The 14,733-nt window shown below is 59.6% G+C and carries 13 protein-coding genes; 1 reads left to right on the top strand and 12 read right to left on the bottom strand.

All coding sequences use genetic code 11. The annotated features are described in order from the left end of the window. The first annotated feature begins 8 nt into the window (after positions 1-8). Entirely contained in the window at positions 9-932 is a 924-nt protein-coding gene (locus ACR0NW_RS04135) for an alpha/beta hydrolase (protein WP_480448723.1), read from the top strand. Positions 933-965: 33 nt separating this feature from the next. On the opposite strand, the gene ACR0NW_RS04130 is transcribed toward ACR0NW_RS04135, so the two are convergent. From ACR0NW_RS04130 to ACR0NW_RS04075, 12 genes are all read right to left on the bottom strand, one after another. Then, positions 966-1,802, bottom strand: a complete 837-nt coding sequence (locus ACR0NW_RS04130; protein ID WP_170650917.1) for an alkaline phosphatase family protein — start codon at positions 1,800-1,802, stop codon at positions 966-968. A 112-nt stretch (positions 1,803-1,914) separates the two neighbouring features. After that, positions 1,915-3,126 (bottom strand): TsoY family (seleno)protein, encoded by a 1,212-nt coding sequence (locus ACR0NW_RS04125; protein ID WP_480448724.1) that lies wholly within the window; start codon positions 3,124-3,126, stop codon positions 1,915-1,917. A 128-nt stretch (positions 3,127-3,254) separates the two neighbouring features. Beyond that, positions 3,255-4,892, bottom strand: coding sequence for an ABC transporter ATP-binding protein (locus ACR0NW_RS04120; RefSeq protein WP_170650915.1), 1,638 nt, complete (start codon positions 4,890-4,892; stop codon positions 3,255-3,257). Then, positions 4,889-5,704, bottom strand: a complete 816-nt coding sequence (locus tag ACR0NW_RS04115) for an ABC transporter permease (RefSeq protein ID WP_480448725.1) — start codon at positions 5,702-5,704, stop codon at positions 4,889-4,891. The genes ACR0NW_RS04120 and ACR0NW_RS04115 overlap by 4 nt, the downstream gene beginning before the upstream one ends. Further along, positions 5,701-6,657, bottom strand: coding sequence for an ABC transporter permease (locus ACR0NW_RS04110; protein ID WP_480448726.1), 957 nt, complete (start codon positions 6,655-6,657; stop codon positions 5,701-5,703). The genes ACR0NW_RS04115 and ACR0NW_RS04110 overlap by 4 nt, the downstream gene beginning before the upstream one ends. 15 nt (positions 6,658-6,672) lie before the next feature. Further along, a complete protein-coding gene (locus ACR0NW_RS04105) occupies positions 6,673-8,256 on the bottom strand; it encodes an ABC transporter substrate-binding protein (protein WP_480448727.1) in 1,584 nt (527 codons plus the stop codon). Between the two features lie 123 nt (positions 8,257-8,379). Then, entirely contained in the window at positions 8,380-10,374 is a 1,995-nt protein-coding gene (locus ACR0NW_RS04100) for a CocE/NonD family hydrolase (protein ID WP_480448728.1), read from the bottom strand. Positions 10,375-10,425: 51 nt separating this feature from the next. Beyond that, entirely contained in the window at positions 10,426-11,529 is a 1,104-nt protein-coding gene (locus ACR0NW_RS04095; protein WP_480448729.1) for a glycerate kinase type-2 family protein, read from the bottom strand. Further along, complete coding sequence (dtd, locus tag ACR0NW_RS04090) at positions 11,529-11,966, bottom strand: D-aminoacyl-tRNA deacylase (protein ID WP_480448730.1); 438 nt, start codon at positions 11,964-11,966, stop codon at positions 11,529-11,531. Before dtd ends, ACR0NW_RS04095 begins: the two co-directional genes overlap by 1 nt. Next, a complete protein-coding gene (locus ACR0NW_RS04085) occupies positions 11,954-12,871 on the bottom strand; it encodes a carbohydrate kinase family protein (protein WP_480448731.1) in 918 nt (305 codons plus the stop codon). The genes dtd and ACR0NW_RS04085 overlap by 13 nt, the downstream gene beginning before the upstream one ends. Next, positions 12,859-13,524 (bottom strand): nitroreductase, encoded by a 666-nt coding sequence (locus ACR0NW_RS04080; RefSeq protein WP_480448732.1) that lies wholly within the window; start codon positions 13,522-13,524, stop codon positions 12,859-12,861. The genes ACR0NW_RS04085 and ACR0NW_RS04080 overlap by 13 nt, the downstream gene beginning before the upstream one ends. 112 nt (positions 13,525-13,636) lie before the next feature. Continuing rightward, the gene (locus ACR0NW_RS04075; protein WP_480791504.1) at positions 13,637-14,731 is read right to left on the bottom strand and encodes a TFIIB-type zinc finger domain-containing protein; all 1,095 of its coding nucleotides are present in this window, start codon (positions 14,729-14,731) and stop codon (positions 13,637-13,639) included. Between the last annotated feature and the right edge of the window lie 2 nt (positions 14,732-14,733).

Here is a 14,733-nt window from a genome sequence, read left to right as displayed (position 1 = left end):
GAGGGGCAATGGACTATGAGCGTCTGATCGACGAGGAAACCTGGGCCTTCATCAGGCGGACAGCGGAATGTTATCCCGACGACGCTGTCGGGATGTCCATCGCCGATCAGCGCCGCGTCTATGACAATCTGTGCCGAACGTTCCGGCGGCCTCGTCCGGCCGGTGTCGAAACAGAGGATCTGATGGCGGATGGCGTGCCGGTTCGCATTTACAGTGCCGGTTATCCGACGCGGACCGTGATCTATTTCCATGGCGGTGGCTTTGTGCTGGGCGGTCTGGATAGTCACGACGATGTCTGCGCCGAGATTTGCGCGCAGACCGGGTATCGCGTGGTTGCGGTAGACTACCGGTTGTGCCCGGAAGAGCTTCACCCGGTTCAGTTTCAGGATTGTTGGACCGCAACGGAATGGGCAGCCGGGGAATTTGGTGATCCGCTGGTTTTGGCGGGTGACAGCGCCGGGGGGAACCTTGCAGCGGCCGTGTCGCACCATGCCAGAGGCCGTTTGGAGCCCATTCTGGGCCAGGTTCTGATTTACCCCGTGCTTGGCGGCGACACCAACGAAGGGTCCTATCTGGAACATGCCCATGCGCCGCTGCTGACGCGCGAGGATGTCCTGTACTACGAGAAAATCCGGTGTGGTGGCGAGGTGCCCGAAGGCGACCCGACTTATGCTCCGCTGGCGGATACGGATTTTTCGGGGCTGCCGCCCACGGTTGTGGTGACCGCCGATTGCGACCCTCTGAGGGACGATGGAAAAGACTATTGCGCAAAGATCACCGAAGCCGGAGGTCACGCAAAGTGGATCAATGAAGCGGGTCTTGTGCACGGATACCTGCGCGCGCGCAGTTCGGTGACGCGCGCCGCAGACAGTTTCGAACGCATTTCGGTGGCGATCGAGGCGCTGGGGCAGGGCCTTTGGTCTTATGAGTGATCAGGCCACCTTGGGCGACCTGATCCTTTCATCTCACTTGAGGAACGAAGCGGCCTTCATCGTGTCGGCCACCGGCGCACCCATGCGGTTCAGGATCGTGGGTGCCAGCTGTCGCTGATCGATCACGTAATCTTCTGCAGGGCCTTCGGCATCCCCAAAGTAATACAGGGCTGTTTCCTGCTGCAGCGGTCCGCGCCCGCCGTGGTGGCCGCGTTCATCCTGCCCGTGGTCAGCGGTCACGATCACCTCGTACCCCAATTGCCGCCAGCGCGGGATGAACGGCGCCAGCATTTCGTCCGCGACGAAACAGGCATGGTCCATTTCCTGGCAATCGTGAAAGAAACGATGCCCCATGCTGTCCAGCGTGCAGGTGTGCAGAATGCCGTAGTCCAGCCCAAAGCGCATGCACAGATTGGTCAGCGTCGCAAAGAGATCGACATCGGATGGTGTCATCTGATTGTCGTGCCCATACCCGGTCATGGAATGAAACCGGCCATGGTTGATTGTTTTGCTGTCCGGCTCGTCATACTCGATGTCGCGGACGTAGTCGAAGGGATGCCGGTTAAAAAACTGTGACCAGTAGCTGTGCGTCACAGCGCCGGTGGTACCGCCCGCCTCGCGCACTTGGCTGAATATATCTTTGTGGCTGAGCCGAAAGACATTGCCGTTGCCGGTGCAGCCGTGTTCTTGCGGGGAAACGCCAGTGTGGATCGACGCATAGCAACTGGCCGAGGTCGATGGCAGCACTGCCTTGAGCTTCCAGACGCGGGCCTCGCCGCTGTCTACCCAGCCTTCGAGATTGCCGAACAGACGGCGAAAGTTGCGCCACGGCACGCCGTCCAGAATGATGAGCAGAAGTTTCTTGTCCATGCGGCGAATCCTTTTGAAGTGTGGACATTCGTGTGCCCTATCTTCATGTCAGATTCCTGAATTGCCACTCGAAAAGCGGGCGGAATGTTCTCCGCCCGACATTTTTGGCGAATTATTCCGCCGGAATGGTTTTGGCTTCCACCGCGGCTTTGAAATGTTGCCGGTTCAACCGAAGGACAAGAAGAACCATGGCCACCTGCAGGGCAAGGGCAATGGCGGTAAAGCCCCAATAGGCCACGCTGAACTTGTCGATGATCTGCGTTCCGACGAGCCCCTTGTTCACGAAGAAGTGGATCATCACGGACAGTGCCACACCGGGGCAGACAAGCGCGTAGGAGCCGGGTGATGTCTTGCTGCCGAAGACAAAGTCGTCAAAGTACTTCTGGCGGTTCAGCAGCAGCAGGCCAAGCATGAGAAAGATCAGTTGCACGGTGAGAAGGCGCGTCAGCAGCATGAGCGTTTCCGCCGGGCTGCCATGCACGTCAAAGGCGGCGTGCAGCCCATGATTCTGCCGTAGCATCATGATCCCGAGAACAGTCAGTATGGGCACGATAACCATCAGCGTCGGGCCGGCTTCACGTGCGGTTCCGTGCTGTAACATCGGAGCAAACGCCGTGACCGAGGCGAAGATGGCATACACGATTGCGCTGATCCCGAAGAAACTGGACAGAACCAGCGATGTTCCGACAACTGTCTCGCTCCCGCTCATCGCTGATGGCGCAGACAGACCCACCGCGATCATCGACAGGGCAAACGCGGGCATCAGTTGCGCGAATGAGTTGTGGGCCGTCATGTCAAACGTGTCCCCCTCGGCCAGAACCCGGCCCAGGAAGTGACCGATCAACCGGAACGCCCAGACGCCGAGCAGGAAAAAGGCGACCATTGCAGCCGGGAAGAGGTATTCGACAATGTTCCAAAGCCCGGGGACAAAGACCAGTCCCACTATAAAGCCTGCGTTTACCGTCATCGCCGATGCAAGAGGTGCGGCAAGCAGCGCGGTTTCGCTGTTACTGTTCCGAAGCGCCATGTAGGCTTCAGTCTGGCGGAATTGCGAAAGAGCCTGAAAGTTCCAGACCAGCATTTTGACATTGAGAACGACAAAGAAGGCGATGCCTGCCATGGCGACAGCGACGGCGGCCTTCAGAGGCAGCGACCCGGTTGCGAATACTTGCAACAGGTCTTCGAAAACCGGTACGGGCTGATCCGGGTGCGGCACCCAGAACATCAGGAACATGAAAAAGGTGACCACCAACCCGCCTGCGCCCAGCGAAGCGAGGAAGTACAGCGGTGAGTAGGCGTCGGACGGTCGTTGAACAGCAGGCATTGAAACCTCCATAACAAATTCTAGTTATGGAATGTATAATGTATTCTGAAAATGGAATGTATACGTGCGAAATGACGCAGGCCCACACATATGTGCGGGCCTGACAGCTTAGTGACGGTAATTCTTGTTCAGTTCCCCGCACTCTCCATTTTGCGGTGCGCGACAACCTCTTCCAGCCAGCCTAGATGCATCTCGGGCACCGAGCTGAGCAGAAGGTCGGTATAGTCGTCGAACGGTGGGCTCAGCACCTCCGATTTCGATCCATAACGAACCACGCGGCCTTGATACATCACGGCAATCGAATCCGAGATGGCACGCACAGTGGCCAGATCGTGGGTAATGAACAGATACGCCACATCCTCGATCTTTTGCAGATCGAGCAGCAGCTTGAGGATACCGTCCGCCACCAGCGGGTCGAGCGCCGATGTCACCTCGTCGCAGATGATCATCTTGGGCTTGGCCGCCAGCGACCGGGCGATACAGACACGCTGTTTCTGACCCCCCGACAATTCCGCCGGATAGCGATCCATGAACTTCTCGCCCAGTTCGATCTCGTCCAGCAGTTCGATGATCCGCTTGCGCTTCTCGGCGCCGCGCATGTTGAAGTAGAACTCCAACGGGCGACCGATGATCGTGCCGACGGTCTGACGCGGGTTCATCGCCACGTCGGCCATCTGATAGATCATCTGCAACTCGCGCAGATCCTCGCGGGTGCGGCCCTTGAGGTCTGGCGACAGCTTGCGACCGGCAAAGGTGATCTCACCATCTCGCGGCGGCAACAGGCCGGTGATCACCCGCGCCAGCGTCGACTTGCCCGAGCCGGATTCACCCACAACCGCCAGCGTCTGCCCCGGATGGAGCTCGACATTGACGTTGTGCAGCACGTCGAAGTTCAGACCCTTGTAGCGCGCGGTGATACCGTCAACGCTCAGCACCGGTTCCGGTGTGGGCTTCTTTTCTTCGTGCTCGATGGAGCGGACCGAGACAAGCGCCTTGGTGTACTCCTCTTGCGGGTTGTTGATGATCTGATCGGTATTGCCGTATTCGACCGTGTTACCCATCCGAAGTACCATGATGTCGTCGCTCACCTGCGCAACAACCGCCAGGTCGTGCGTGATATAGAGAGCGGCAACACCGGTATCGGCAATGGCTTCCTTGATGGCCATCAGAACGTCGATCTGAGTGGTCACGTCCAGCGCCGTGGTGGGTTCGTCGAAAACGACCAGATCGGGTTCGGGGCACAGCGCCAGCGCCGTCATGCAACGCTGCAACTGACCGCCCGAGACCTGGTGAGGGTAGCGATCACCGATATTGTCCGGGTCAGGAAGGCCCAGCTTGGCGAACAGCTCACGCGCGCGGCCTTCGGCCTCTTTACGCGAGAACTTTTTCTGTTCCACAGCGGCTTCGACCACCTGATCCATGATCTTCTTGGCGGGGTTGAACGATGCAGCGGCGGATTGCGACACATAGGTCACCTCGCCCCCGCGCAGCTTGCGGATATCACCCAGAGAGGTCTTGAGGATATCGCGCCCGTTGACCCAGACCTCGCCGCCGGTGATTTTCACACCACCCCGGCCATAAGCCATGGAGGCCAGACCGATGGTGGATTTCCCGGCTCCGGATTCACCGATCAGCCCCAGCACCTTGCCGGGCGCGAGGTCAAAGCTGACCCCGTGCACGATTTCGATGTCATGGGGTTTCTCACCCGGTGGATAGACGGTCGCGCCGATTTTGAGGTCGCGGACCTTGAGAAGTGGATCGCTCATCCCCGGCCTCCTTTCAGCGATGTGGTACGGTTCAGCACCCAGTCAGCCACAAGGTTGACCGAGATCGCCAGCGTGGCGATGGCCACAGCGGGGTAGAGCGCCGCGCCGATGCCATAGACGATGCCGTCCTTGTTTTCCTTCACGATGCCACCCCAGTCCGCCAGCGGCGGCTGAACGCCCAGACCCAGGAAGGACAGGGTCGAGACAAATAGAACCATGAAGATGAACCGAAGGCCCAGTTCCGCAACCAGCGGCGACAGGGCGTTGGGCAGGATTTCACGGAAGATGATCCAGATCTGGCCTTCACCGCGCAGCTTGGCGGCTTCGACGTAATCCATGACCTCGATATCCACCGCAACGGCGCGGGCCAGACGATAGACGCGTGTGGCGTCCAGCAGGCCCATGACGATGATCAGCACCGGAATGGTCACCGGCACCATGGCCAGAACCACCAGCGCGGTGATCAGCGACGGGATCGACATGATCAGATCGACGGTACGTGACATGACCTGATCGGCCCAGCCACCCAGAACAGCGGCCAGAAAACCAAGGACCGAGCCGGTGACAAAGCTGAGGATCGTTGCCGCCGTGGCGATAAAGATCGTCGTGCGTCCGCCATAGATCATGCGGCTCAGCAGGTCGCGGCCGATATTGTCGGTACCCAGCCAGAACTGAGAGCTGGACGGCTCCCACACATCGCCCACAACCTCGGCCATGCCGTAAGGCGCCAGCAGAGGTGCGAAGATCGCAACGACGAAGTAGATGGCCATGAAGCCCAGACCGATCATTGCAGAGATAGGAATGTTCTTCATTTCGGATGCCTCAGCCTTGGGTTGGCCAGAATGGCAACGATGTCTGCAACCATGTTCAGTCCGATGTAGATAGCGGCGAAGATGACACCGCAGGCCAGAACCACCGGAACGTCACGCTTGGTCACGTGGTCCACCAGGTATTGACCCATGCCGGGATAGACGAACACCACCTCGACCACGACGACACCGACGACCAGATAGGCCAGGTTCAGCATCACCACGTTTACGATGGGTGCGATGGCATTCGGGAAGGCGTGGCGGTAAATGATCTTGAAGTTGTTCAGACCCTTGAGTTCCGCAGTCTCAACATAGGCCGACTGCATCACGTTGAGGATCGCGGCGCGTGTCATACGCATCATATGCGCCAAAACGACCATGGTCAGAACAATGACGGGAAGTGCGATCGCGTTAAGCTTTTGCCCCAGTGACATGCTGTCGTTGATCATTGCCAGCGGCGAGAACATGCCCATTTTCACGGCGATGAAATAGACCAGCACATAACCCAGCAGGAATTCCGGGATCGAGATCGTTGTGAGTGTAACGGCCGAGATCAGCTTGTCCGGCCAGCGGTTGCGGTAGCGCACAGCAAGCAGGCCAAGGAAGATCGCCAGCGGAACCGAAACAATGGCAGCCCAGAACGCGAGGAAAAGCGTATTACCAAGGCGAGAGGCCACAGAGTCGGCGATATCCAGTTTGTTTGTAAGAGACTGACCCAAATCACCCTGGACGAGACCGCCCAGCCATTCGGCATAGCGGGTCAGGGCGGGACGGTTCAGGCCCATTTCCTCGCGCAGGTTGGCAAGGGATTCGGGGGTTGCGGATTGTCCCAGGACGGCTTGCGCTGCGTCTCCGGGAAGCGCTTCGGTCAGGCCGAAAATCAGGGCCGAGGCGCCAAAGAGAAGCAGGAATCCCAGCGCGAGGCGCTGGGAAACCAGTTTGATGATTGGATGCATATCAGATGAACCGTATCACGCGAACCACAGTTTGCGCGAAACCTGACCGTTCATCATCTCGCCGTTCGGGTCAGTTTCCCAGCCGTCCAGCTGGTTGCTGACCGCATCGACGAAGTCGTTGAACATCGGGCAGATCAGGCCACCGTTGTCGCGCAGCATCATACCCATCTGCGAGTAGATTGTCTTGCGCTTGGCCGGGTCCAGTTCGGCGCGGGCTGCGAACAGCAGGTCGTCGAACTCTTTGACCTTGAACCGGGTGTCGTTCCAGTCTGCGGTCGAGAGATACGCGGTTGCATACATCTGGTCCTGTACCGGACGGCCACCCCAGTACGAGCAGCAGAACGGCTCTTTGTTCCAGACCTCGGACCAGTAACCGTCGTTCGGCTCGCGCTTGATTTCCAGCGGAATTCCGGCCTGCGCCGCTGTCTGCTGGAACAGGGCCGCGGCATCGACGGCACCCGGGAAGGCACCATCCGCGGTACGCAGAATGATCGGCGATCCATCGTGGCCCGAGTTTTTGTAGTGTTCAGCTGCTTTTTCGAGGCTGAATTCACGCTGTGGGATGGTTTCATCAAACAGCGGATATGCCGCGTTGATCGGCATGTCGTTCCCGACCGAGCCATAGCCGCGCAGGATTTTCTCGACCTGCTCTTCGCGGTTCATCGCGTATTTCAGGGCCAGACGCAGTTCGTTGTTGTCGAACGGCGCGGTGTCCACGTGCATGATGAAGACATAGTGCCCCCGGCCCGGTGTGGACTGAACGGTCAGCGTTGGTGCACGGCTCAGCAGATCTGCAACCTTGGGTTCGATCCGGTTCGCAAGTTGCACCTGACCCGACTGAAGGGCTGCTGTACGGGCAGTTGCGTCGTTGATGACGACGTTTTCGACGCTGTCGAAATGACCGTCATCCTTCCAGTAGTTTTCGAACTTGCTGAACAGGTGACGTACGCCCGGCTCATCAACTTCCAGCTTGTATGGGCCTGTACCGATACCTGCAGCAGGATTGTCCATGCCACCATCAGGCTGAATGATCAGGTGATAGTCCGCCATCAGATAGGGTAGGTCGGCGTTCGGCTCGGTCAGTGTGACCTGGAAGTTGCTGCCATCGGCCTTCATCGACTCGATGCCCTTCATGATGCCAAGAGCACCGGACTTGGAGTCTTCGTTCGAGTGGCGTTCCATGGTTTTCAGCACGTCTTCGCTGGTCATGGTTTTGCCGTTGTGGAATTCGACACCCTCACGCAGCTTGAAGGTCCAGACCTTCGCGTCGGCGCTGCCTTCCACGCTTTCGGCCAGACGTGCTTCGATGGTTCCGTCCGGCGCAACTTCGACCAGTGTGTCGCCGAAGTGGCGGCCGTTCATGTATGGGACCGAGCTTGCATAGGTTGCCGGGTCCAGCGAGTTTGTAGACTCACCGCCCTGCAGACCCAGTTTCAGGTCGCCGCCCTTTTTGGGGCCGGCCGCGCGGGCTGCGCCCGAGAACATGGTGCTGGCGACAGCTGCAGAAACGCCCAGAGCCGCGGCTTTCCCCATGAATTCGCGGCGGGTCATCTTTCCGGCGGTCACCTGTTTGGTCATGTGAGTGAGTTGTTCGTTCATTGGATTCTCCCAGTTGAATTCTTCCTCTGCCTTGGCGGCAGTTTTTGTTGACGCATGAGTCAATGTAGGGTCATTTCCGCTTCCCGGGCAAGGACTAATCGCGGCCTTTCCCGGCAAGCGGCGTTACACATTTTTGCGGGGTATTTGGTCTTCCTCTTCGCGGAAATAGATTTCTCTTTCGTTTTCATATGCATGAATGGTCACACGCAGATGAAAGTTTTCACGGTCCGATCGCATCTCGCAACCGGTTTCAGTACGCAATTTGACCCCATTCCGGTGCATCTCCTGAGTCCAATGACAGGAACCTTGGGCCGAGAGCGGATCGTCAGGGTGGATCGACCACCGTTCACGCGCGATCCCGCCGCTGACAAGGCCGTGTTCACTGTCGCGGACCAGACCAAAATCGTCTTCGATCACCAGTGAAACCTCACCCGTGGTCTGGTCGGTTTCCGTGCGCCGGGCATGAGCCTCGGGCCGCAACGTTTCGATCTGCCATGGCGCTTCGGCGTCGGGCAGGGGGAACACATATTCATCGGCATCACCCGACGGGCGGAGCGGTACCGTGATCTCTCCTCCGGAAAGGTGCAGCTGGGCAGTTTCCAGGGAGGGCCAGACCAGCGGCCAGTAGGCGCTCGAGATAGCGACACGCAGGCGGTGCCCCTTGGGTACGCGATAGGCGATCTGATCCAGGTCCAGCGTAACTTCGTAGTTTTGCCCGGGTGTCAGCGGTTGCGGGTCTTGATGGCTGTCCCGATGGGTCAGGTTCAGCACGCCATAGGTGATCCGGGTTGATGCGCCATCGGGATGCACGTGATTGAGCCGCACGGCTATCTGCGCCTGAGGCTTGTCGCTGCTCAGCTGCAGTTTCAGCCGGGGCGCACCGACGATATCCATATCCTGGGGCAGAGGCTGGCCGTCCACGCAGACCGACAGAGCATCGTCCGCGCGCTGATCTCCGGGTAATTCGGGGCCCAGCCAGATGGCGCAGTATTCTCCGCCTTCCATGCCGCAGTGATGTGGCGAGCACACGATTGCGTCCAGCGGTTCAGTACCGCCAAGGCCCTCATTTCCGAGCGTCAAGGTCTGCGTTTGCAGATGCGTGGTGGCGCCTGTTGCCTCGGCAATCCACCGGCCGGGGCGTTTGGTGTACCAGCGGGCGGGTCGAACGCCATCCATCAGATATGCGCGATAATCCGGGTCGCCGGTTACGCCGGTGTCGTGGCCTTTAAGCCAGTGATCCCACCAGCGCAGTGCCTCTTGCAGAAAGCCGATGCGCGGTTCGGGGACAGCAAAGTGGGGATATTTGTGAACCCACGGTCCGTTGATGCCTTTGACCGGTGCATCCAGACTTTCAACCAGTAGCGGCACCGTGTTTTTGTAGGCATCACCCCATCCACCAATGGCAAGGGTGGCTGCCTTGATGGCGCTGAAATCCTCGCAAACCGAGCCGTGCTGCCAATAGGCATCGCGCGTCTGGTGGCGCAGCCATACGGACGGCAGGAAGGGTTCGTTCTTCAGGCGCTCCAGCCACAGCTCGCGCCAGTTTTCCCTGAGGTCCGGATCAGGCGCGCGCGAGGAATAAGACCACATGGTCGCGCCCCAACCGAGGTTTTCGTTCAGCAGGCACCCACCTTTGTAATGGATGTCGTCAGCATATCTGTCCGCTGTCGAGCATAGCGTGATGATCGCCTTCAGCGCCTCGGGCTGCATCGCCGCGACCTGAAGCGAGTTGAAACCACCCCAGCTGATGCCCATCATTCCGACGTCGCCGGTGCACCAGTCCTGCGCGGCAAGCCACTCGATCACCTCAACTGCGTCATCAAGTTCCTGCTGGGTGTATTCGTCCTCCATCAGCCCTTCGCTGTCGCCATTGCCGCGCATGTCAACGCGGATGCAGGCATATCCCCGTTTGGCAAACCACGGATGGGTCAGGGCGTCGCGCGCCGTGGTGCCATCACGCTTGCGATAGGGCAGGTATTCCAGAATGACCGGGACCGGATCATCAGGGGCATCAACAGGCCGCCATACGCGCGCGGACAGGCGGCAGCCATCCGATAGCCGGATGCCGAGATCTGGTATTTCCTCAATATCCCGAAGGGCGTTTGGAACACGCGTCATGCGGCGAGTTTCGGTGCCATGGCGATCAGGTTGTAGGGGAGAAGCGACAAATCATTCCCTGATTGCGACGAGAAGGTCCATGACGTTGGTGCCGGTTGGCCCCGTCACCAACAGCGCGCCCTTCTTGTCCAGGAAACTGCCGCTGTCCGCCGCAGCCAGTGCGCGCTCGGCATCGTCGTCCCAGGTGGTGCCGTCCACGATGGCCCCGGCGGCGTCGGTCGGCCCATCGGTCCCGTCGGTTCCGCCGACCACCAAGGTCAACCCGTCGCAGCCCCGGATTTCGCGGGCAAGCGCCAGACCCAGCGCCTGATTGCGTCCGCCGCGTCCGGGCTGGTCGGGCAGCACAACGGTTGGTTCACCGCCAAACACCATGACACCCCGAGGCATTTCCCGCAGACGCGCGCCCAGTTTGCCGGCAACTGCTAGGTAATCGTCATGCATGGCTTCTTCGTTGGCGATGACCTCAAGACCTGCCTGCTGACCTGCGTCCTTGGCCGCATTGCGTGCGTGCATATTGGAGGCGACGATGCGCGCCGTTGCCGCGAACACAGGATCGGCCGGGATTGCCCCGATACCCGAGCCAATCACGTTCAGATCGTCGCCCGGTACGTCAGAGATGGCCAGAACGGTTGCACGGCCACCGGAAAATTCGGACAGCAATCGCCCGCCCTTGATCCGGGAAATCAACCGCCGCTGCGCGTTCATGGCATGAATATCCAGCCCTTGCGACAATAGTCTGCGGTTAAGGGCTTCCAGATCCTCCAGCGTCTTGCCGTCTTCCAGATCTTCGGCCAGCGAAGAGGCCCCGCCCGAAACCAGCAGCAGCAGATGCGATCCGGATTCCATACCGGACACTGCCGCCCGCAACGCGCGGCCTCCGGTCAGGCTGCGGGCATCCGGGACCGGGTGCGAGGCTTCGATCAATGTCACATGATCGGGCAAACCTTCGCCGTGGCCATCCTTGGTCACGACCAGACAGGGCAACGCGCCAAACCGGTCCAGCGCGGCTCGTGCCATTGCACCCGCCGCCTTGCCAACGGCGATAATCTGATCCGGTCGCTCTGCGTTTTCCAGCGCAGAGGCTGTCGCGCGATAGCCTCCAACGGCATCAACGCCGGATTTCCAGATGTCGATTGCTGTCTGTCTTTGGTTCATCAGCTTTCCAAACAGATTGTGACCGGGCCATCATTGATGAGTTCCACTTGCATATCAGCTCCGAACTGGCCGGTCTCGACCGGAATGCCCTGCGCTGCCAACTGTCGCACGAAACGCTCGTAAAGCCGCTGGCCCTCTGCGGGCGGTGCCGCGTTGGAATAGCCGGGCCGGTTGCCGCGCGAGGTATCGGCCGCCAGTGTGAACTGGCTGATGACAAGGGCCGATCCCTGTATATCCAGAACGGATCGGTTCATCTTGCCCGCCTCATCCTTGAAAATACGCAGCCGGGCGATTTTCGCGGCAAGCTGATCGGCCTGCGTTTCGCTATCTTCCTGCATCGCGCAGACAAGGATCATCAATCCCGGCCCTGTTTGTCCGATGACGGTACCATCAACCGTGACCGAGGCCCGGGCGACACGCTGAACTACTGCGCGCATAGGACTTCCTCTGTTGTGGGGGCATCCGCCCCGGACCTCGTTACGCTGATGCTGGCCGCGGTGATGCCGAAACTGACAGCATCTGTAAGGGCTTGTTCATTCAAGGTTAGGGGCGAGTTCAACAACCCATTCCGATAGAAGGAAGACAGAAACCCGGCGTTGAAGATATCGCCTGCCCCTACGGTATCGCGCACGTCGCGAACGGGGGCCGGAACTGCGAAATCGATCGCGCCCAGCTTTGCCTTTGCACCTTGTGCGCCGCAGGTTTGCAGCAGCAGCTGATTGTCGCGCAGCGGGGGAAGGGGGCCCAGCCACTCCAGATCTTCATCTGAAACCTTGATGACGTCCGCCAACTTTGCCATTCGTTCAAGCCGCGCGCGGTAAGGTCCGGGATCGCTGACTAGGCCGCCGCGTATGTTCAGGTCCAGCCAGATCAGCCTGTCGTTGTTCGATGCGGCCAGCGCCTCGAACTCGTCTGCGCCCGGGGCGTGAATCAGGCTGATCCCGCCAAAGACCAGAGCCTGTACTGACTGGGGCAAGGGTGGCAGCATTCCGCGTTGCAGGGCGCGGCCAGCCGTTCCTTCATCATAAAGGTCAAACCTTGTTCCGTCGGCGAGCGGATGCGCCAGTGCCACCGTCGCCGAAGCATCGGAGGAAACGGCACCGTTCAGATTAACGCCTTCGGTATAGAGATGCGTTCTCAGCATCGTTCCCATCGGGTCAGTCGACAGTGTTCCGACAAATCCCGATGGCGTTCCAAGCCGCGCCAGTGCGACCGCGGTGTTGACAGCCGCGCCGCCGGGAACCGGACGGAAGCCGGTTCCGCCTTCGGTAAGCTCTGCGGGCACAAGGTCGGCAACCGCCTCGCCGCAGCACAAAATGATCGGGTCAGTCAGCCTTTCCAAGTCACGACCTCATCCAGCCCCGCACGATCCGTACGGAACGTATTGGCCGGGTGCTGTGTGTCAGGATAGCCAAAGGATATGGCGCACAGGATCAAGCGGTCTTCGGGAATGTCGAAATACCGGTGCAGAAACGGCCCATAAGACGCAACGGCCGCTTGAGGGATGGTCGCGATGCCAAGCGCCTGTGCCGCCAGCGTGAACGCGGTTACGAAGCCGCCGCAATCCATGGCGCCATATGGTCCCAGCTCAGCAGGGCTGGAAACGATCGCGCAATGTGGTGCGCCGAACAGCGAAAAGTTCTCCATCATTTGACGGGCAGACCCGGCGCGGTCGCCTTTTTCGACGCCTACCGCCTCGTACAGCGCCCAGCCACAGGCTCGGCGGCGATCCTGATAAACGCCCGAATAAGACGTTGGAAACGGCAGATCAGGGGATGGAGAGCCATTTATTGCTTCGTCCAGCAGGGCCGCGCGAAACGCATCCGTTTCCGCGCCGCTGGTGACGTGAACGTGCCACGGCTGGGCGTTGCACCAGCTTGGAACGCGGATTGCACTGTTTACGATGCTCTCGATGTCCGCTCTGGGAACCTGATCTGAGGAGTAGGCGCGGCACGAGTGCCGGTCATTCAAAAGCTGGTTCAGACTATTCAACATCACTCTGGTTCCTCCCACGCGAACGCGCGGCAGGATGTCGTTCACCGGCGCGATGTGCAAGAGGTCCGCGGCGGAAAAATCGTGGTGGAAAGTGGTTTCCGGTATTCGGACGCTATTGCTGTCCTGTCGCCGCAAGGTATCCGATTCCGGCTGCTACAAGCAGACCAAAGAAAACGGCAATGGTGATCTTGATCGCTGACCAGGGCCGTTCGCCCTGTACCCGTCCGGTTCTTCCGTTGATGACAAACCGATAGGTCTGGCCCCGGTATTTATATGCTGCCATCCATATCGGCAGAAGAATATGCTTGAATGTCACGTTGCTGACATCGGTATCGATGGCATGAATACGCTGCCGGTCCCCGCCGATATCAAACCGCACGTCCCGCTCGATCACGCGGGCCATATGGACGCGCGCCTGCTTATGCCCTTCGTTCAGATCGACGGTATAGGCCTCTGCCCGGAAACCGGCGAGGTATTCAGGCTGATACGGCTCCAGCGCGGGCAGGTCCCACGGTTCCAAGGCATCGGTGTACTTTTTTGGCAGCGAGCGCGAAGCCAGAACAAGAACATCGTCAAAGAACCGCGAAACGCGGCCTGATTTTGGTGACCAGCGGATCTTCGGAACCTGCTGCTGCACCCGTTTCCCGTCCTGCATTACAGTCCGGGTTTCGTAATAGATCACGCCCCGTTCACCGCGATAACTGGATCGGGTATCCGCGTCGAATGTCCAGTAGGGAACATAGATGCCCTGCATCCTGCGCCCCTTGCGGGCATAATCCTTCAGCCCGTTTGGGGCGAACCACAGACGGCCAAGCCAGTCACTCATGGCTTTGTGGGCCGAACGCTCGTCCAGTGCGAAGGGCAGAACACCCCGTGGCTTGATATGCCGGTTGATGCCCGTATCCGTGACCACAGGAGTTGCGCAGAAAGGGCATTCCGCCGCGTGCGTGTCCGGATCGAATTCGATCTGCGCTGCGCAGTTGGGGCAGGAAAGAACGCGCGTTTCCTCGATTTCGCTTTCCGGCAACTTGTCCGCGATTGCCGCGTCGAAATCCAGTTCACGCAGGTTTGCGCCCCCCCATGGGCCGGACCCGATCGGTTCGGAATGGCGGCAATGGACGCAAGTCAGCGTTCCGTCGCCCGGGTTGAACCGATAGTCCGCGCCGCATTGTTCGCAAGGGAACCGGTGTTCGCTGTTGGTGGTCACGG

The organism is Ruegeria sp. CF5 (assembly GCF_056537325.1).
Note: the sequence above shows the minus strand (reverse complement) of the source record. Positions and strands in the feature narration are given on the sequence as shown.